Genomic DNA, 17,981 nt, shown 5'->3' with positions numbered 1-17,981 from the left:
TGCGCGGTGCGCCGGAAGCCCCGACGTATCGCCGAACGGTCAGGCTGTGCCGACCAGCACCGCAGTGGAGCAGTGATACTCCATGCTGGTCGTGCCGAAGCACCAGATCACGTCGTTGTTGAGCTGCGGCACATAAAGCTGTGTTTCGCGGTCGGTGCCGTCGCAATCGCACTTGTTGCAGTAGGCCTTGCCGCAGCAATCGCGGTAGGCGATCAGATAGGCGCGGCCATCATCGGGATTGATGCAAGTGCCGACCCACGAGACCGGCGAATGCTCCGCGCCCGGTGGGCAGCGGTTGAGCGTGCCGCCGCAGCACGAGCAGAGCGAACCGTCGATCGCGCAATAGCGCCAGTAATCGCACTTGGTGTCGTCCTTGCTTTGCGCGTTGCGGGCGAAAGTGGTCTTCGCCTCGGGCGAGCGGTCCGGCTTGGCGGCGCTGGCGCGGCTGACGGGAAGGACCGGGAACACGGGCGCGGCCACGAGCGCAAGGCCGAGCCGTGAGAGGATGCCCCGGCGCGAGGTGCCGCCAGCAAAGCGGCGGAGCAGTTTTTCGCCCATGGCGTCGGGATTGAAGGTCTTCATGAGCTTGTCCCCTAATGACCAAGAAGAGTTATGTGCCAATTCAGTGTGAAAAGTGTTTTGCGGGCGATCAGTTGACCACGGCCTTGAGCTTGCCGATGTAATCCTGCACCGAGCCGATGCCCATTTCGTGAGCGATGACCAGGCTTTCGAGATGTTCGCGGCTGTTGACGAGGCCCTTGGACAGGATCGTCCCGTGCTCGTCCATCAGCACCGCATAGGGCAGCTTGGCGACTTCGTAGAACGTGCCGACTTCCGGCCCGTTGATGAAGGTGTATCCGCCAAGGCCCTGCTGGGTGATCATCTCGCGCTGGGCCGCGAGGTCATCGTCGCCGACAAAGATCAGCTGGACGCGTTCATCGCGCGCAAAGGACTTGGCCATCGGGATGAGGTTCTTGCACAGCGGGCACGAGGGCGAGACGAACATGAGCAGCCGCAGCGGCACGCCGTGGAGATGGCCGCCGACAGTGGTGGCCGTGCCATCGATCGTGGTGGCGGGAACCGCGGCGGCGCTGCTGCCGACGGACGGACCGGCCGCTGTCGTCAGCGCACCTGCCGGCGCGACGCGCATGTGCAGTACGCCGACCTGCCGGGCCAGCGCGAGCAGTGCCACGACGAGCAGGATGATGACAATCCACGACAGGACCGCCGAAACGAGCAGGGAAAGCAGCATTCGGTTATCTCCGCGAAGCGGCGAGCGGTGAACCCGCAAGCGCCCCGATGGCGTTGAAAAGCTGGACGATCAGGAACACCGCGAGCCCTCCGGCGAGGGCGATGGCAAGATCGGTCGTGGTCGTGCTGATCGGATTGGGCAGCCCTGCAAGCCGGGGAGCGAGCAGTGCGGCAAGGGCCAGGTTGCGTCCCACAAGCAACCAGCTCAATGGCTGGCGCAGCTGCGATCGACCGCAACCGCAATCGATCTGGCTGCGCCCGCGCGCGATGTTGATGCCTATGGCCGCAGCAAAGATCACCAGCAGCACCGCCGCCGCCAGCGCAGCAAGCCAGTGGCCGCCCAGCAGCAGACCAAGGCTTACGGCCAATTCAACCGGCGCGAGCAGCAGCGCCGCCGGGCCGACCAGCGCGGCAGGCAGCAAGCGGTAATTGGCGATCACGCCGCTGAGCAGTTCGCGGTGCCGCAGCTTGGCCAGCGCGGCCTGCAGGAACACAAGGCCGACGCCCACCGCTCCGGCAAGTCCGATCAGGCCGAACCCGGCTCCGCTGAAATCCGTAAGCGTGATGGCCCCGCCGTCCATCATCAGGGCTCAAGCGTCCGGATCACGCCGCCAGCGGACTTTTCGAGCTTGAACTTCTCGGCACCGGTCTTGGCATCTAGGATCAGCAGGGTGCCGCTTTCAGTGCCGAGAACCAGCTTGGGTTCGGCTTCCTGCGTGACTGCGATATGGGCCGCCGGATCTTCAAGCGGGATGCGCTTGACGACCTTTTTGGCGGCAACATCGAGTTCCCAGATTTCAGTGCCGGATTCCTTGTGGGTCCAGTATTCGCCGGTGTGCATCAGTACGAAGGCGTGGCCAGTGGCGAAGTGCAGCGCAAGGCCCTGACGCGCGCCCGGATACCAGTGCACGTCGAGCGGCTTGGTGTCGGCGGGCGAAACCCCGGCGGCCACCTGGATCGAGAAGGGTTCGGAAATCGTCGGCGCCGCGCCCAGCTTGGCGGTGTAGACCTGACCGGTATAAGTCAGGAACACGGCCGATTGCTTGGCCTGATCATAGCCGAAATTGTCAAAGATCGGATCGTTCGTGGCCGAGAAGAACGGTGCCGAGCGCGTGATATCGGTCTTGGCACCAGCGGTCTTGACCGTGGCGAGCGAACCATCCGAGCACAGCGCCGAGAAGCCGACGCCGGTGACCGGCATCAGGCTGGCGCAACCGGCCAGTTCGATCTTCTTGACGAACTTGCCCTTGGCGAGATCAACCACGTTGACCGAAGAGGCCGGATCGAGGTTGTAGACGTAAGCCGTCTTGCCCGCATCCGCGATCACGAAGTTGTACTTCCGCCCGCCGATCAGGATGCGGCCCGGCATGGCGATCTCGGTCTTGAGCTTGAGCGTGGCGGCATCATAGACCGTGATCATGTCCTGCCGGGTGCCGCGCCAGCCCTTGGTCCAGATGCTTTCCGAAACATAGACGGCCTTGCCGCCCGGATCGAGCGCGAGGTCCGACAGGTTCGAGGATTCGACGAGGCCGAGCATCTTGCCGGTGTCGGTATCGTAGATCGCATTGCCGGGCATGACGAAGCCGCGTTCGACGAAGACCCAGCTCGGCTTGGGGGCGGGGAGCGTGACGGCCTCAAGCTCCGGATCAGGCTGGAGCGGATCGGCGGCCTGCACCGGGCCGGCTGAACCAAGCACAGCCAATGCGCCCAGCGTTGCGGCGAAGCAGGCGCGCCTGCGCATGACGGTGAGCGATGACTTGCCCTGAACCTTCATCATCATCATCTGGCCTGGCCCCTTTTGCCTGAAACGCCTGAACCTCTGAATTGGGGCACCATGATCGGCGGCCCCGCCATCGTGACTGCTGCCCTGCTTCCCATGCTGCATCATGCGCTGCGATGCTGCGGCCTGCAAGCGGACCAAAATTGTGCGGCTGCGAAGAAGTTTTGACGGATGTCCAGTTTTAGTCAAGCGCTTTGTCCCGGACTGTGCACCGATCCGGTGGATGGCGGCACTGCTCGATCTGTGCTGCGGCCGATCCCCACACGCACTGCACAGATCGCAACAGGCAAGGGCCTGTGGCGGGGCGTTGGCATGGGCAAAGAGAAGACATCGGACATCAGGCGGCCTCACACAGCGGGCGCGCGGGTGCGCCCGTTCGGTTCAGTGCTCGTTCCTGCGCCCGGGTGCTGCATCGGCCACGGCGTGTGGCCCCGCGCATCCTTATGGCTTGCGTGCAATCTGCTGCGGTGTGATCGACTTGGCAAGCGCCAACAGCGCTTCCTCGGCGATTGCGGTGATTTGCGGCATCTTTTCGGCCCATGGCTTGCCGAAGCCGAGAAACGGCGTGGAGCCTTCCATCGAGGCGCTGATGTAGAGCGCCACGGTCTGCACGTCTTCTGCCGGGAGCGCCGGATTGAGCTGGCTCACCACTTCGCCGATGAAATCGTGCACGCGCTGGTAGAACACGCGCACGCGGTCTGCCACGAAGGCATTGTGATTGGCCAGCGCCCACAATTCGGTGAACAGGCGCGTCGTGCGCTTGCCCGCGATATCATCGAGGCACAGGCGGATGATCAGGCGCAGCCGGTCTTCGGGCGAAATGTCCGGACGGCGCACTTCGCTTTCGAGCAGCTTGTCATAGCTGTCGAGCAGCTCGTCGAGCATGATCTTGATCAGCATTTCCTTGCGCGGGAAATGGTAGCTGACATTGCCGACCTTCAAGCCGCTGGCGGCGGCAATGCGGCGGATCGTGAAGGCACTCGCGCCTTCCTCCACCAGCACATCGTGCGCGGCCTTGAGGATGGCATCGACGGTTTCCGTGCCGCGCGCATAAGTGCCCGGGCGCGGGCCGGTGGCCATGGTGCCCTCTTCGGTGACACCGGCTGTGCGGGACGCCTCGGCCAGCGTATCGGTATTACTGGACATGGGGGTGACGTAGCATGCGCCGGAATACCCTGCCAGCCCGCCGGTTCGGCAAATCGCGCTTGACGGAATCCTGAACTTTGTCCAGACTTTGTTCTATTGTTTCAATTATCTGAAATATAAAGATTATTACCCGCAAGGCGGCTGGTCGATACTGTGTTGTATCGGGGCCAGGCCTGAGCGGGATCTCTGACCAGCCTATGCCGGTTTGGCGTGTTCATTCGCCCCGGCTTCTCGAAAGGACCGCCATGGCGATCTCGCTGACCGTGAACCGCAAGCCCCGCACCGTGGATGTCGAGCCGGACAAACCGCTGCTGTGGGTACTGCGCGAGGATCTGAACATGCCGGGTACCAAGTTCGGCTGCGGCGCCGGGCTGTGCGGGGCCTGCACGGTCATCCTGAACGGTGAAGCGGTGCGTTCGTGCCAGACCCCGCTGGCGGATGCGGCAGGCAAGGATATCGTGACGATCGAAGGCGTGGCGGCATCGCCGGTTGGCGCCAAGGTGGTCGAGGCGTGGACCGCGCTCGATGTGCCGCAGTGCGGTTATTGCCAGGCGGGGCAGATCATGTCGGCCACCGCCATGCTGACGGCGAACGCCAAACCCACGGCCGAGGAAGTGACCGCCGGGATGGCGGGCAACATCTGCCGCTGCGCCACGTATCTGCGCATCCAGAAGGCCATTGCCGAAGCGAGCAAGGCGATTGCGGGAGCGGCAGCATGAACCCGGTCTCGGTGAACCGCCGCTCGTTCCTCGCCGCCTCGCTGGCGGGCGGGGCTGCTTTGACATTCGAGGCGAAGCTGGCCTTTGCCGCATCGGGCAAGGCGGAGCCTGCCATGCTCGGCGTGTTCGTGAGCATTGCACCCGACAACACGGTGACGATTCTCGCCAAGAATCCGGAGATCGGGCAGGGCGTGAAGACCATGCTGCCGATGCTGATCGCCGAAGAGCTCGACGTGGCGTGGAGCCAGGTCAAGATCGCGCAGGCGGATGACAACGCCGAAAAGTACGGTCCGCAGTTTGCCGGTGGCAGCATGACCACGCCGCTCAACTGGCTGCCCGCGCGGCAGGCCGGGGCAGGCGCGCGGGCGATGCTGGTGGCCGCCGCCGCAAAGCAATGGGGCGTGCCTGCCGCCAGCCTGACGACCGAGGCGGGCATGGTGAAGCATGCTGCCAGTGGGCGTTCAATCACGTATGCCGCGCTCGCGCCCGTGGCCGCGAAGATAGCTGCGCCCGATCTGGAAAAGGTAGCGCTGAAATCGCCCAAGGATTTCAAGATCATCGGCAAGTCGATGAAGGGCGTGGATACGCCTGCTATCGTGCGCGGCGATCCGCTGTTCGGCATCGATGCCCATCCCGAAGGCATGCTTTATGCCGCGATGGTCAAGTGCCCGGTGATCAGCGGCACGCTGAAACGCTTTGACGATAGCGCCGTGCGCAAGGAAAAGGGCGTGCTGGCCGTCGCGCCGCTGACCGACGGCGAGATCCCGGCGGGCAAGCACAATGCCGTGGCGATCATCGGGGATAGCTGGTGGCGCGTGCACAAGGCGCGTGAAAAGCTGGTGGTGGAATGGGATACCGCCGGGTTCGACGGCTATTCGACCGAAGGCTACACCAAGGATGCGCGTTCGCTGCTGGGTGCTGCTCCGGCCAGCGATCTGTTCAAGGCGGGCAATGCCGATGCCGCGCTGGCCAAGGCTGCCAAGGTGGTGAGCGCGGACTACGAGTATCCCTTCCTCGCCCACGCCACGCTGGAGCCGCAGAACTGCACCGCGCTGTGGCACAACGACGGCAAGCTGGAGTTCTGGGCGCCAACGCAGGACCCGGGCACCGCGCGCGCCGATATCGCCAAAGTGCTGGGGATCGATCCCGCTTCGATGACCATCCACATGACGCGGATCGGCGGCGGCTTCGGGCGCCGGTTGATGAGCGATTTCATGATCCTCACCGCCTGCGTGGCCAAGGCCGTGCCGGGCCGACCGGTCAAGCTGCTGTTCGATCGCGCCGACGACATGCGCAACGACTACTTCCGCCCGGCAGGCTGGCACCGCATGACCGCAGGGCTCGATGCCAATGGCGCGCTGGTAGCGCTGAAGGACCACTTCGTGACCTTCGGCGAAGGCGGCAAGGCCATGCGCGCGGCGGGCATGAACGCCACCGAGTTCCCCGGGCCAACGCTGCCCGACGTGCATTACGGCGTCTCCTACCTCAAGACCAACTTGACCACCGGCTGGCTGCGCGCGCCGACTTCGAACGCGGTGGCCTTCGTGTTTCAGGGCTTCCTCGATGAAGTGGCCGAAGCGGCGGGCACGGACCTGCCCGAACTGATGCGCCGCACGCTGGGCGCGCCGCGCCAGCTGCCGCCCGAGCCGGATGAGCCGCCATTCGATACCGGCCGCGCGCGCGGGGTGGTCGATGCGGTGTGCAAGTTTGCGGGCTGGACGGGCAAGCGGTCGACCACGCCCGGAAAGGGCCGGGGCTTCGGCTTCTATTTCAGCCACCGTGGCTACTTTGCCGAAGTGGTGGACTTGACCGTGGTAGACGGCGCGATCACCATCGATAAGGTGTGGGTGGCGGGCGACATCGGGAGCCAGGTCATCAATCCGCTGGGGGCCGAACACCAGATGCAGGGCGCGGTCATCGACGGGATTGCGCAGGCGATGGTGTGGCAGCCGATCGAGCAGAAGGCGGGCGCGGTCACCAACGAGAACTTCGGCGATTTCCCGCTGATCCGCATCAACCAGACGCCGGGCGACGTGGCGATCACCTGGGTGGTGACCGACAATTCGCCCACCGGGCTGGGCGAACCCACCCTGCCGCCGGTGATCCCCGCGATTGCCAACGCGATCAAGGATGCCACTGGCAAGCGGCTGCGCAGCCTGCCGATGTCGCTGGCATAGGCCCACTGGCCGATTACGCGGCGCTCAAGACCCCTCCCGCCTACCGTGGGAGGGGTTTTTAGAGTGTGATGGCGTAAACGGAAATCGTCGGCCCGGACTTGATCCGGGCCTTGGCTTTTCTGTTTCGACGTCTCGCCGGAGGAACAGCCAAACCCCGTGCCAAGCACGGGGTTACGGATAGCAGATCAACGGTAAGTCATCAGAGGCTGGTGTGCTTCCAAGACTGACAAAAAACCCCTCGCGGCCGGAACCGCGAGGGGCAAAGTGCCTTACGGCAGGGTAAAGTGGTTAGTAGCGATAGCCCAGCTTGAGCCCGAAGAACTGCGGCCGGATCGGGAAGGTGCGCGATGAACCTGCGCAGACCGAAATCGAGCAGAAGGTGTTGCGCGTCAATTGGCCGCGCCGGTCGAACGCATTCTGGATGAAGATGTCCGCCGTCCAGTTGTCCTTGCGCACGCCCGCGCCGAAATCGAAGCTGACGAAACCGGCCGTGTTGCCCAGCAGTTTGTTGTTGAACTCATTGAGATCCTGCGTCGCCCCGGTCTGATAGAGCGCAGCGCCTTGGAAATAGCCCTTCATTGCGCCGAAATCGGTATCGAGGCGGATGGTTGTCGTGCCCTTGAACTTGGGCTGGCGCGGTAGGCGGGTGCCGTCCGCTGCGGCCACCTGCGGTGTATCAAGGTTGCCGGGGATGAATGCGCCTGCCGTGCAAGTGGCGAGTTGGCTGATGACCTTGGTATCGCGGTTTGCGACGAAGTTGCAGAAATTGCCCTTCAACTTGCCATCGTTGTAGGCACCGCTGCTCGAAATCGTGACCCTGCCGAGCTTGAGTTCGGCGTCGAACTCCACGCCCTTGACCTCGGCCTTGCCGGCATTGCCGGTATAGCCAGCGCCCTGCGCACCGGCCACGACGAGTCCGTATTGGATATTGTTCCACTTTTCGAGATAGATCGCGGCGTTGAGCCGGAACACGTTGTTGAACGTGCCCTTGAAGCCGATTTCGAAGTTGGTGAGCGTTTCGGATTCGTAGGCCGGTGCAGCAACGACGACCTGCGGCTGCGTATCGGTCTTGCGCAAGCGCAGCGGGCGGTTGTAACCGCCGGGCCGGAACCCGGTCGAGTAGTTCGCATAAAACAGCATCTGATCGGCAAACTGCCAATCGACCACGACTTTGTGCGTCTGGCCCTTTTCGCTGTAGCGGCCAATGCTTTGTGGATCGAGCGCGTTGGTGTTGCGGCACTCGAGACGCGCACCGGTCAGCGGCAGCGGGCAACCTTCGGCGCCGGTGGGCAGGAAGATCGACGGTGCAACCGCCGCTGAAGCACCAACGCCCTGGAACCCGGCCACCTGGAAGTCGGTCCAGAAATAGCGGATACCGCCTGTGATCTTGATCGTGGGCGTGATGTTGTAATGCGCCTCGGCGAACACCGCCGTGTCGTGATACAGCGTATCGAATTCTTCGAGATAATAGGCATCGCCGCGCACCGCCGGGGTGCCGAGGATCATGGTGCCGCCCTGCGCCTCGGGAATGCCGAAGCCTTCGGGATTGCTGTCCCCGCCGCCGGACGCGGTGTAGCCGACGATCTGATCCAGACCGCGGATCGCGTAGTTGTTGTCGGTGATGTTCTTCTGGCGCTGGTAGAACGCACCGACCGTGACGTCGAACGGCCAGGTCTTGGGCGTGGTCAGCCGCACTTCCTGCGTGAACTTCTTGTTCTTCTGGACCGTGTGATAATACTGGTTCGGATTGAGCAGCGTTGTGCACTTGAGCGATGCGCCCGATCCGCTGCATCCGCCCTTGTCGAAGAACTGCAGGTAATTTTCATAGCCTGCGCCGAAGCTGTCATAGGTGACGGTGTAATACGTGTAGTCGTTGTTGATCTTGCGATTGCGGTAATAATAGCCCGTCGCCGAAACCAGATCGAAATCGCCGATATGGCCATGCACCGTAAGTGCTGCCTGCGCCCACTTGTCGTCGTTGCGGGTCAGATCGTAATCATGGACCTGCAGATCGCCGACGCGCGTGTCATAGCCGAAATAGCCATAGGAAATCTGGCGCTGTGCCGTGACCGACGGGGCGATTTCCCAGCCATCCGCTACGTCCCACAGCATCGAGAGCCGGCCGCCATATTCGTAGACGGGGTTGTAGTCCTTCTTGGCGATGGCCGAGTTGGTCAGCGTGTAGGACGTCGCCGGGTTGTCGTCACCAAGCGTGAGCACCGAAGGGCGCGGATCGGCCACCAAGGGGTTGTCGGACGTGCCGCTGATGAACTGGCCCTTGTTATCGACATTGTCGATATAGCCGCCTTCCTTGCGATAATAACCCATCGCGCGGATGGCGAGTCGGTCGCCGACCGGAATGTTGATGTACGACTTGATCGTGCCACCGAAGCCGCCCTTGCCGAACTTGTTGACTTCGCTGTCAGCGCCGAACTCGAACTTGCCGACCTTGGGCTTGGCGGTGATGAAGCGCAGCACGCCTGCCAGCGAGCCTGCGCCAAACAGCGTGCCCTGCGGGCCGGAAATCGCCTCAAGCCGCTCCATGTCATAGACCTGGATATCGGGCACTTCGGAGCCGGTGATGGGAATTTCGTCGAGATAGTAGCCGACCGATGCGTAAGCGCCGCCCGCAGGAACGATGCCGCGGAAATAGACCTCGTTGCGGCCGGGGCCGATGCCGGCGAAGGAAACCGAGGGGAGCAGTGCTGCGTAGTCCTGCAGGCCCTTGACCTGACGCTGTGCAAGGAAATCGGAGTTCAGCGCCTGAATCGCGATCGGCACTTTCTGCACGCTTTCCGATTTGCGCGTTGCTGTGACGATGATCTCTTCAAAGCCGCCGGCCGGGCCGGTGCTATCGGCAGGAGCGGCCTGCGGTGCGAGGGCATCCTGCGCAAAGGCGGCGTGCGGCGCGGCGACGCCGGCCAGAATAGTAGTGAGGCACAATGCCCTCAGCATGTGCGACCGGCGACCGGTTTTGTTTGTCATAACGTCTGGCTCCCTGGGACGATACTCTGGCTCGGTTCTGGCTCCTTCGTGTCCGTTCCTGCGATGCGACCTTTGGCCGCACTTTGCGCCGCTTGCACGGCGGCTTGACCCGGATTTGTCGCACCTGCGGTTTCGCAGTCTGCCAAAAACCCTTGGGCCATGGCCGCTTGGCGACCTCTGGCCAGCCCTGCACACGCAAGGCCCGTGTTCAATCCATGGTAATCCCCCGGACCCGCCATTTCTGACGCCTGTCCTGTAGGAAAGATGCTCCATTGTTACCGAGAGTCAACATTCATTTTCGCATTTGCAGCATGAGCTGCCTCTTGCGCGTTGCACCTGTATCAAAACCTGCACATGATGCAGCATGCAGCGGTATCGGAACTAACCATGGATATAGGAAACCCTACCGTTCCGCCGCGCGGCGCCAGGCCTGATGCGGCCTTGCGGGCTGCGCTCGATGCGGCAGGCGCTTGCGTCGATACGGCCCCCGATTTCGCGCTTGCGGAAGCGGAGAAGGCCCTGCGCGCGGTGCCGGGCCTGCCGCCTGCTTTGTTCGTTGCCGGGCAGGCGCTGCGCCGTCTTGGCCGAGCGGATGAGGCGTGCGCACGGTTGGCCCTGATCCCGGGCGCTGATCGGCGGCCGCCCATGGTGCTGTGGGAACTGGCGCAAGCCGCAAGCGAGGCGGAGCGGCCTGAGCAGGCCATCGCCGCGCTGGAGGCGCTGACCCGCCAGCAGCCCGGCGTGGCGAGCGGCTGGTTCCTGCTGGCGGCGCAGCTGCGCAAGGCAGGGCACGAGGAGGACGCATGGCGTGCGGACTTGTCTGCCGTCCATGCCGCCTCGCGCGATCCGGAACTGCTGGCTGCGGCGGCGGACATCAACGCGGGCAAGCTGGACGAAGCCGATGCCAAGCTCGCCGCGCGGGCAGCGCGCCTGCCGGACGATCCTGTCGGCACGCGGATGCAGGGCGAACTGGCGTGGCGGCGCGGCGACATGACCGAGGCGCTGCGGCTGGTCGAACGCGCGGTCATGCTCGCGCCGGGCTTCGATCTGGCGCGCGATTTCCTCGTGCGGCTGCTGATGCAGGTGAACCGTCTGCCCGATGCGCTGGGCCATGCCGAGCTCTTGGCGCAGAGCCCGGTAGGAGGCTCTGCAGCGCGGCTGGTGCTGGCTTCGGTGCTGGTGCGGCTGGGCGATCAGGAGCGGGCGCGCGGCATCTATGAAGCGCTGCTGCGCGTTTCGCCCGATCAGCCGCTGCTGTGGCAGAACCTTGGCCATGTGCTCAAGACGCTGGGCGAGCAGGGCGAGGCGATTGCCGCCTACCGCGCGGCAGTGGCGCGTCAGCCCGCACTGGGTGAGGCCTGGTGGAGCCTTGCCAACTTGAAGACGGTGATGCTGGACGGGGCGGACATCGCGGCGATGGAAGCGGCGCTGGCCTCGCTGGAGGGTGAGGAAGGACGCGAGGAGGACGTGTTCCACCTCCATTTCTCGCTCGGCAAGGCCTATGAGGATGCGGGCGATGCAGCGCGCGCGTTCGGCCACTACGACAAGGGCAACCGCCTGCGCCGAACACTGGTGCGCTATGATGCGGACCAGCTTTCCGCCGAAGCGGGGGCGGCGGCGGCAACCTTTACCAGCAGTTTCATTGCGCAGATGGGTGAGGGCGGGTGCCCTGCGGAAGATCCGATCTTCATCGTCGGCCTGCCACGCTCCGGCTCCACGCTGGTCGAGCAGATCCTGGCCAGCCACAGCATGATCGAAGGCACGATGGAGCTTTCGGAAATGATGGTGATCGCCGCCCGCCTGCAATCGCGGGTGGACGAGGGCGAGTTTGCCGATTTCGCCGCCATGGCGCGCGCGCTGGGGCCGAAGGAACGGCTCCGTCTGGGCGAGGAATACATCGAGCGCACGCGCGTCCACCGCAAGACGGATGCCCTGCGCTTTACCGACAAGATGCCCAACAACTGGCAGCATACCGGGCTGATCCGGCTGATCCTGCCCAATGCGAAGATCGTGGACGCGCGGCGCCATCCGATGTCGTGCTGCTTTTCCGGCTGGAAGCAGCACTTCGCGCGCGGGCAGACATTCACTTACGATCTTACCGAGATCGGGCGCTACTACCGCGATTACGTGAAGCTGATGGCGCATTACGACACCGCTGCCCCCGGTGCGGTGCACCGCGTGATCTACGAGCGGATGGTCGCCGATACCGAAGGCGAAGTGCGGCGGGTGCTCGATTATCTCGGCCTGCCGTTCGAGGAAGGCTGTCTCGAATTCCACCGCAACACCCGCGCGGTGCGCACGGCGAGTTCGGAGCAGGTGCGCCGCCCGATCTATACCGACGCGGTGGAGCACTGGAAGGCGTTCGCGCCGTGGCTCGGCCCGCTGGAAGCCGCGCTGGGCGATGTGGCGACGTGCTATCCGGAGGTGCCCGAAAGCTTGCGACCATAGAGCAGTATCGCGTCAGTCGGGATCGTCGGCCCGTGCTTGACACGGGCCTTGGCTTTCCTTGGCGGCAAAAGATAGCCAAGCCCCGTGTCGAGCACGGGGCGACGGGACCATGATCAACGTATAGTCGTCAGATTCTGGCGCCAGGTTTTAACGAAACGCGACCTTCACCCCGGCCCACAGCGTGCGCGGCGTGCCCAGATCCATCGAACCGCCCGCATTGCGCGTCACGATCACCTCGTCCCACAAGTTCTCACCGCGCAGGACGAAGCTGAAGCCGCGCGCGAGCGGCACTTCGGCATAGGCATCGAGCGTGGTGGCGGCGGGCAGCAGATCGGTTTCGAGATCGTCTTCATACTGCGCGCCGATGTGGCGCAGCGTGAGCGCCAGCGTGGTGCGCGGTGAAGGACGCCAGGCAGCGGTCGCGCTGGCAGCGTAGCGCGGGGTCTGCGCCGGGCGCTTGCCGTCCAGCGCAGTGCCGGGGGCTTCGACCTGAGCGTCGGTATAGGCGAACGAGCCGGTGAGCGAGATCGCGCCAAGCTTGGCCTCTGCGCCGAGTTCGATGCCCTTGGCATGAACCGCGCCGACATTGCGCCGCTCGCGCAAGTTCTCGCCGATGGTGACATTGGCGATGGCGCCGCGTACCTTGTTGTCGAACGCGGTGGCCGAAAGCGAGATGCCTTCCAGCGGGTGCCAATCCAGCCCGCCTTCGAAGCCGCGCAGCTTCTCGTTTTCCAGCGCGGCATTGGCCTTGGTGACGACCGGGAACACGGTGAAGCTGCGGTAGAGTTCGTTGAGCGTGGGCTGGCGCAGGCCGGTATAGGCCGAGCCGCGCAGGGCCAGCGTCTTGCTCACGTTGAACACCGCGCCGCCCCGGTAGCTGCCCTGCCAGCCTGAACGGTTGGGATAGGCAACGCGCGGCGGCGCGCCCGCGATGGCCTGCTCCAGCTTGCCGCCGCTGACCGACCAGCGATCTGCGCGCGCGCCTGCGGTGAGGACCACCGGGCCGAAAGTCCAGTCATCCTCGATGAACAGGCCCAGATCGCGGTTGGTGCCGCCCGCGCGGCGCTGGCCGGTTTTCACGCCCTGCGTGTACACGTCTTCCTCGGTGCGGCCTTCGCCATATCGCCAGTCTGCCCCGAAACGCAGGACATGCGCTGAGCCTAGCGGCGGGCGCAGCTCCAGCTTGCCGCCGATGCCGGTGGACGGCGTGGCGCGCTGGTCCAGCGTGGGCAGGAAGCTGCGCGCGCTGATGACGACATTGCTGAAATCGCGGCTCTGCACATAGGCGAGCGCATCGAACTGCCATGCCCCGCGCCCGACAAGGCGGATGCTGCCGTCTTGTCCGCTGGCGGCAGTGTCTGCCCCGGCGAAGCGCAAGGTGCGCGCATCGTGGAACGCGCCGACGCGGGCCTGAAGCTCGATATCGGGCGTGAGCGGGGCGACGGCACGAACGCTGGCGGACCAGTTTTCATAGCGGGCGCGCACGCTGGCGGGCACGCGCTGATCGGTCGGCGTGGTCCAAAAGCCGCGGCCCCGGTCCCACCTGCCGCTGGCGACGAGGTAACCAGCCCCCAGCTTCGGGGCGAGCGTGGCGGAAAGCTCGGTCTCGCCGCGATCATCGACCAGCGCGCGGCCATTGAACAGGCCGAGCTGGTCCGGCCCGGCGCTGGTCAGGTCAATCGTGCCCGCGACTGCGCCCGCACCAAACGCGCCCGAGCCGCCGCCGCGCATGACGCGGACCGAGGCCAGCCGTTCCGGTGCGAGGGCGGAGAGGGGGACATAACCGAAGAAGGGATCGGCAACCGGCACGCCGTCGAGCAGCATCAACGTGCGGCTGGTGGCATTGCCGCCCAGCGCGCGCAGGGTGATCCCTTGCGCGGAGGGGTTGGAGGCGCGGCTGTCAGACCGGCGGAACTGCTGGAAGCCCGCGGCGGCGGACAGCGCATCTTCCAGCCGGCCCGAGGCCGCCACGGCGAGCCGCTCGGCGTCGATATCCTGCACGTTATAAGCCGTGGCGGCGGGCGCTGCATCAAGGCCGCGGCCCGTGACCACAATCTGATCGGGGGCAGCCTCGTCTGCCAGCGCGGGGCTGGACCAGGCGACGCTGGCAAGGAGCAGGGACACGGCGGCACTGTGAAACGGACGAGGCACGGAACGGGCGCTTTCAACAGGATAGGGGCCTGTTGGCCGTTGCCGGGGCGGGGCGCGGTGTCAAGGGATTTGCCCGTTGGATCAGGCAGCCATGGGTTCTGCCAGCGGGGCGAGCAGGCGGGCGAGTGCGGCGCGGTCTTCTTCGTTCACGCGCCCGCCCAGCGCGGTTTCGATGGCTTCGGCATAGATCGGCCACATCGCGGCGCGCATTGCCAGGCCTTCGATCGTGAGTGTCAGCATGTGGCCGCGCGCATCGGTGGGGCAGGGGGTGCGGATCAGGAGGTGGGCCTTGACCAGCCGGTCGATCAGCCGCGACAGGGCATACTGCTCCATGCCCAGCGCGGCCTGCAGATCGCGCGGACGCTGCGCCCCGCCGCGTTCGAGCGCGAGCAGCACATCGTACCATTCGGGCGGCGGCAGGCCGACCTTGCGAAGGGCTTCGGCGCAGTGCTGTGCGGCCAAATCGGCGGCGCGGAGCAAGCGCGTCCAGGCCAGCAGGGTGGTGGCGGCAGGTTGGGCCATCGGATCAGGGCCTTTCGGTGCACGAGCATGGAAAATCCCATGCCGATGCATCGAAAACATGATGCGCCTGCATGGGAAAGTCCATGCAAGTGCAACTACTTAGCCGGGTTCGCCTGCGGCCTCCTGGGGCTCGGGCTCGTGGATCAGGCGGTCGCGCGCGGCGCGGGGATCGCCAGTTGCGACCTGGATCGCCAGCCGCTCGGCATCGCGCGCGCGGAACAGGGTTTCGGCGCGGGTAATCGCCTCGTTGCTCAGCCCCGCATTGTCGAGCGCGGCGCGGGCCATGGTGACAGCGGATTCGTAGGTTTCGCGCACGATCAGCGTGGCAGGCGCGCCGCGCAATTTTATCACCACGCGCCGATCGAACGCGCGGACATAGAGCGCGGCGCGGGGGAAGGCTTCGTGCACCGCGTGGAGCACGGGCGCATCGAGTTGATCGCCATCGAGGCAGAACAGGATCATCTCGGCATCGGCGGCCCCAGCCTGCCGCAGCATGTCGATCCGCGTGCCATCGCCGAAGTAAACCTTGGCGCCGAACGTGCCGGCGGTATCGATCATGTCGACATCGGTGTCGATCAGGGTGACGGTGATGCCCGCCGTCTGCAGCACCTGGCCCGCCGCCTGCCCGAAGCGGCCATAGCCCACGATCAGCGCATTTGCGCCGTCGTTGCTGGGGCCTTCGCGCGATCCGGCGGCGGAGACGGGTTCGGCGCGGAAGCGGCGCGTGGCCATCATCAGGAACGGTGTGGTGGCCATCGAAAGGGTGACGACCGCCCCGAACAGGCTCGCGGCCTCGGGCGCGATCAGCAGCGCATGGCTGGCCTGCGCAAAGAGGACGAAGCCGAATTCGCCGCCCTGGCTGAGCAGCAGGCCGAGCGCCAATGCGCCGCGCCACGGCATCCCGAACAGGCGCGCGACGACGAAGATCACCGCTGCCTTCACCGTGATCAGCATCACCGCCATCGAGAGCACGAACAGCGGATCGCGCGCGATGGCGCCAAGATCGAGCATCATGCCCACGGCGAGGAAGAAAAGGCCGAGCAGGATCGAGCGGAACGGCTCCACATCGGCCTCTAGCTCGTGGCGATAGGGGCTGTCGGCCAGCATGACACCCGCGATGAACGCGCCGAGCGCGGTCGACAGGCCGAGCAGTTCCATCACCGCGCCCGCCGCCAGTACGGTGAACAGCGCGGCGACCACGAACATCTCGCGCTCGCCCATGTTGCCGATCAGGCGGAACAGCGGACGGATGAGGAAGCGCCCGGCCGCGACCAGACCGGCGATGGCCGCCACGGTTTCCAGCGCGAGCAGCCATCCCGGCGGGCCGCCCGCATCGGCGGGGTTGCGGCTCAGCGCGGTGATGATCGTGATCAGCGGGATGATCGAGAGATCCTGAAACAGCAGGACCGAAAACGCCCGCTCCCCGAACCGGGTCTTGAGGCGACCCGAGGATTGCAGCATCGGCAGGACCTGCGCGGTCGACGAAAGCGCCAGCGGCAGGCCCAGCGCAATCGCGGCGGCCGGCGAGAAGTCGGTCGTCAGCATGAGCGCCCCGGCCAGCGCCGCCCCGCAGAGCGAGACTTGCAGCAGACCGAGGCCGAGAATGTCGCGCTTCATCTTCCAGAGCTTGGACGGATCAAGCTCCAGCCCGACGAGGAACAGCAGCAGTGTGATGCCCAGTTCGGCAAAGCCCAGCTTCTGCTCTGCATCGCCGACAAGGTTCAGCACGAACGGCCCCAGCACCGCGCCCGCGACGAGATAGCCCAGCGTCGCGCCGAGGCCGAGGCGGCGGAACAGCAGCACGAAGGCAAGCGCGAAGCCGAGCAGCAGAAAGCCGTCGTGCATGATCGAGGCAGGATGGGAAGACGTCACGTCACGGTTGTCCGCCCTCCTGCCCGCCAGGTCAACCGTGCGCGAACACATGTCCGGGCCGGACCAATACTATTGACATTGGTGTAGGCAGCATGGTTCCCTGCGGTCTTGAACCACAAGGGAGAGCTCCATGTCTGTTGCCGGCAAGTATGAATGCGTGACCCATTCGCCGATGGGCGATCAAACCTCGATCCTCACCGTCGAAGTCGATGGCGCCAGCTTCAGCGGCAGCAATTCGGGGCCGATGGGCAACATGGAAATCACTGGCGGCACGGTCGATGGCAACACCATCAGCTGGTCGAGCAACATCACCGTGCCGATGCCGATGAAGCTCGATTGCACCGCGACGATCGATGGCGACGCGCTGAATGGAACGGTGACGGCAGGCATGTTCGGCAGCTTTCCGATGGACGGCAAGCGCATCGGCTGACGGGGATGCGGGGGAGGGCGCTGTCCTCCCCCGCCTGATGCCGTCAGCGCGGCCGGACGCGTTTGAACGTGCCTGAAAAGGCCAGCGCCGGTTCGCCATCTGCGGTGATCAGCCCGCGCCCGAACACAAGGCTGCGCCCCGCGCGGATCACTTCGCCGCGCGCTTCGAGCAGCTGCCCGGCCCGCGCCGGACCGACGAATTCACTGTTGAACGTCACGGTGACCCCGCTCATTTCCTCGCCGGAGCCGCTGGCGATCATGAACAGTGAAAAATCGCCGAAAGTCATCAGGCAGCCGCCGTGGATCGTGCCGTGGGCGTTGCAGTTGCGCGGACCAGGCCGAAAGCCGGTGACCAGCCCTTGCGCATCGCGGCGGACGTAGAACGGGCCAACGTCGTCCTCGAACGGATCGTTGCCTGCCCAGTGATACCACCCCGCCCACGCGGGATCACCAGCTGGTTCCAGTTTTCCGGCAAACGGCGGGGGTGAAGCTGGCATGGAC

Annotated in this window: 14 protein-coding genes; 4 read left to right on the top strand and 10 right to left on the bottom strand. The window is 65.1% G+C overall.

Annotated elements, in window-relative coordinates; all coding sequences use genetic code 11:
* Positions 1 to 39: 39 nt before the first annotated feature.
* The 5 genes from CFE35_RS10410 to CFE35_RS10390 all read right to left on the bottom strand — a co-directional run bounded on the left by CFE35_RS10410 (position 40) and on the right by CFE35_RS10390 (position 4,177).
* Positions 40 to 582: a methylamine dehydrogenase light chain gene (locus CFE35_RS10410; protein ID WP_292930530.1), complete on the bottom strand. Its 543-nt coding sequence runs from the start codon at positions 580 to 582 to the stop codon at positions 40 to 42.
* A 67-nt stretch (positions 583 to 649) separates the two neighbouring features.
* Complete coding sequence (locus CFE35_RS10405; protein ID WP_292930529.1) at positions 650 to 1,252, bottom strand: methylamine utilization protein MauD; 603 nt, start codon at positions 1,250 to 1,252, stop codon at positions 650 to 652.
* A 4-nt stretch (positions 1,253 to 1,256) separates the two neighbouring features.
* Positions 1,257 to 1,835, bottom strand: coding sequence for a MauE/DoxX family redox-associated membrane protein (locus CFE35_RS10400; protein ID WP_292930528.1), 579 nt, complete (start codon positions 1,833 to 1,835; stop codon positions 1,257 to 1,259).
* A complete protein-coding gene (locus CFE35_RS10395; protein WP_292930527.1) occupies positions 1,835 to 3,034 on the bottom strand; it encodes an amine dehydrogenase large subunit in 1,200 nt (399 codons plus the stop codon). The genes CFE35_RS10400 and CFE35_RS10395 overlap by 1 nt, the downstream gene beginning before the upstream one ends.
* Positions 3,035 to 3,472: 438 nt before the next feature.
* A complete protein-coding gene (locus CFE35_RS10390) occupies positions 3,473 to 4,177 on the bottom strand; it encodes a TetR/AcrR family transcriptional regulator (RefSeq protein WP_292930526.1) in 705 nt (234 codons plus the stop codon).
* 245 nt (positions 4,178 to 4,422) lie between these two features.
* On the opposite strand from CFE35_RS10390, the gene CFE35_RS10385 reads away from it, so the two are divergent.
* The gene (locus CFE35_RS10385) at positions 4,423 to 4,896 is read left to right on the top strand and encodes a (2Fe-2S)-binding protein (protein WP_292930525.1); all 474 of its coding nucleotides are present in this window, start codon (positions 4,423 to 4,425) and stop codon (positions 4,894 to 4,896) included.
* A complete protein-coding gene (locus tag CFE35_RS10380) occupies positions 4,893 to 7,073 on the top strand; it encodes a molybdopterin cofactor-binding domain-containing protein (protein ID WP_292930524.1) in 2,181 nt (726 codons plus the stop codon). The genes CFE35_RS10385 and CFE35_RS10380 overlap by 4 nt, the downstream gene beginning before the upstream one ends.
* Positions 7,074 to 7,361: 288 nt before the next feature.
* On the opposite strand, the gene CFE35_RS10375 is transcribed toward CFE35_RS10380, so the two are convergent.
* On the bottom strand, positions 7,362 to 10,058 hold the full coding sequence (locus CFE35_RS10375; RefSeq protein WP_292930523.1) for a TonB-dependent receptor: 2,697 nt from the start codon (positions 10,056 to 10,058) through the stop codon (positions 7,362 to 7,364).
* Positions 10,059 to 10,445: 387 nt separating this feature from the next.
* Here CFE35_RS10375 and CFE35_RS10370 point away from each other — a divergent pair, with 387 nt between their 5' ends.
* Positions 10,446 to 12,506, top strand: coding sequence for a tetratricopeptide repeat-containing sulfotransferase family protein (locus CFE35_RS10370; protein ID WP_292930522.1), 2,061 nt, complete (start codon positions 10,446 to 10,448; stop codon positions 12,504 to 12,506).
* A gap of 147 nt (positions 12,507 to 12,653) precedes the next feature.
* Here CFE35_RS10370 and CFE35_RS10365 read toward each other — a convergent pair whose 3' ends face one another.
* The 3 genes from CFE35_RS10365 to CFE35_RS10355 form a co-directional block, all read right to left on the bottom strand.
* Positions 12,654 to 14,630 (bottom strand): TonB-dependent receptor, encoded by a 1,977-nt coding sequence (locus tag CFE35_RS10365; protein WP_292930521.1) that lies wholly within the window; start codon positions 14,628 to 14,630, stop codon positions 12,654 to 12,656.
* A 108-nt stretch (positions 14,631 to 14,738) separates the two neighbouring features.
* A complete protein-coding gene (locus CFE35_RS10360) occupies positions 14,739 to 15,179 on the bottom strand; it encodes a MarR family winged helix-turn-helix transcriptional regulator (RefSeq protein ID WP_292930520.1) in 441 nt (146 codons plus the stop codon).
* 99 nt (positions 15,180 to 15,278) lie between these two features.
* Positions 15,279 to 17,024 (bottom strand): monovalent cation:proton antiporter-2 (CPA2) family protein, encoded by a 1,746-nt coding sequence (locus CFE35_RS10355; RefSeq protein WP_292930650.1) that lies wholly within the window; start codon positions 17,022 to 17,024, stop codon positions 15,279 to 15,281.
* A gap of 157 nt (positions 17,025 to 17,181) precedes the next feature.
* Between CFE35_RS10355 and CFE35_RS10350 the strand changes: the two genes are divergently transcribed.
* Entirely contained in the window at positions 17,182 to 17,481 is a 300-nt protein-coding gene (locus tag CFE35_RS10350; protein WP_292930519.1) for a hypothetical protein, read from the top strand.
* A gap of 43 nt (positions 17,482 to 17,524) precedes the next feature.
* Here CFE35_RS10350 and CFE35_RS10345 read toward each other — a convergent pair whose 3' ends face one another.
* A complete protein-coding gene (locus tag CFE35_RS10345; RefSeq protein ID WP_292930518.1) occupies positions 17,525 to 17,977 on the bottom strand; it encodes a PaaI family thioesterase in 453 nt (150 codons plus the stop codon).
* Positions 17,978 to 17,981: the final 4 nt, after the last annotated feature.

It is taken from the genome of Novosphingobium sp. PASSN1, from assembly GCF_002278815.1.
Note: the sequence above shows the minus strand (reverse complement) of the source record. Positions and strands in the feature narration are given on the sequence as shown.

Excerpts from the sequence above, each read along its gene's own strand:
- CFE35_RS10410 (WP_292930530.1), bottom strand. The coding sequence starts at position 582 with ATGAAGACCTTCAATCCCGACGCCATGGGCGAAAAACTGCTCCGCCGC.
- CFE35_RS10405 (WP_292930529.1), bottom strand. The coding sequence starts at position 1,252 with ATGCTGCTTTCCCTGCTCGTTTCGGCGGTCCTGTCGTGGATTGTCATC.
- CFE35_RS10400 (WP_292930528.1), bottom strand. The coding sequence starts at position 1,835 with ATGATGGACGGCGGGGCCATCACGCTTACGGATTTCAGCGGAGCCGGG.
- CFE35_RS10395 (WP_292930527.1), bottom strand. The coding sequence starts at position 3,034 with ATGATGATGATGAAGGTTCAGGGCAAGTCATCGCTCACCGTCATGCGC.
- CFE35_RS10390 (WP_292930526.1), bottom strand. The coding sequence starts at position 4,177 with ATGTCCAGTAATACCGATACGCTGGCCGAGGCGTCCCGCACAGCCGGT.
- CFE35_RS10385 (WP_292930525.1), top strand. The coding sequence starts at position 4,423 with ATGGCGATCTCGCTGACCGTGAACCGCAAGCCCCGCACCGTGGATGTC.
- CFE35_RS10380 (WP_292930524.1), top strand. The coding sequence starts at position 4,893 with ATGAACCCGGTCTCGGTGAACCGCCGCTCGTTCCTCGCCGCCTCGCTG.
- CFE35_RS10375 (WP_292930523.1), bottom strand. The coding sequence starts at position 10,058 with ATGACAAACAAAACCGGTCGCCGGTCGCACATGCTGAGGGCATTGTGC.
- CFE35_RS10370 (WP_292930522.1), top strand. The coding sequence starts at position 10,446 with ATGGATATAGGAAACCCTACCGTTCCGCCGCGCGGCGCCAGGCCTGAT.
- CFE35_RS10360 (WP_292930520.1), bottom strand. The coding sequence starts at position 15,179 with ATGGCCCAACCTGCCGCCACCACCCTGCTGGCCTGGACGCGCTTGCTC.
- CFE35_RS10355 (WP_292930650.1), bottom strand. The coding sequence starts at position 17,024 with ATGCACGACGGCTTTCTGCTGCTCGGCTTCGCGCTTGCCTTCGTGCTG.
- CFE35_RS10350 (WP_292930519.1), top strand. The coding sequence starts at position 17,182 with ATGTCTGTTGCCGGCAAGTATGAATGCGTGACCCATTCGCCGATGGGC.
- CFE35_RS10345 (WP_292930518.1), bottom strand. The coding sequence starts at position 17,977 with ATGCCAGCTTCACCCCCGCCGTTTGCCGGAAAACTGGAACCAGCTGGT.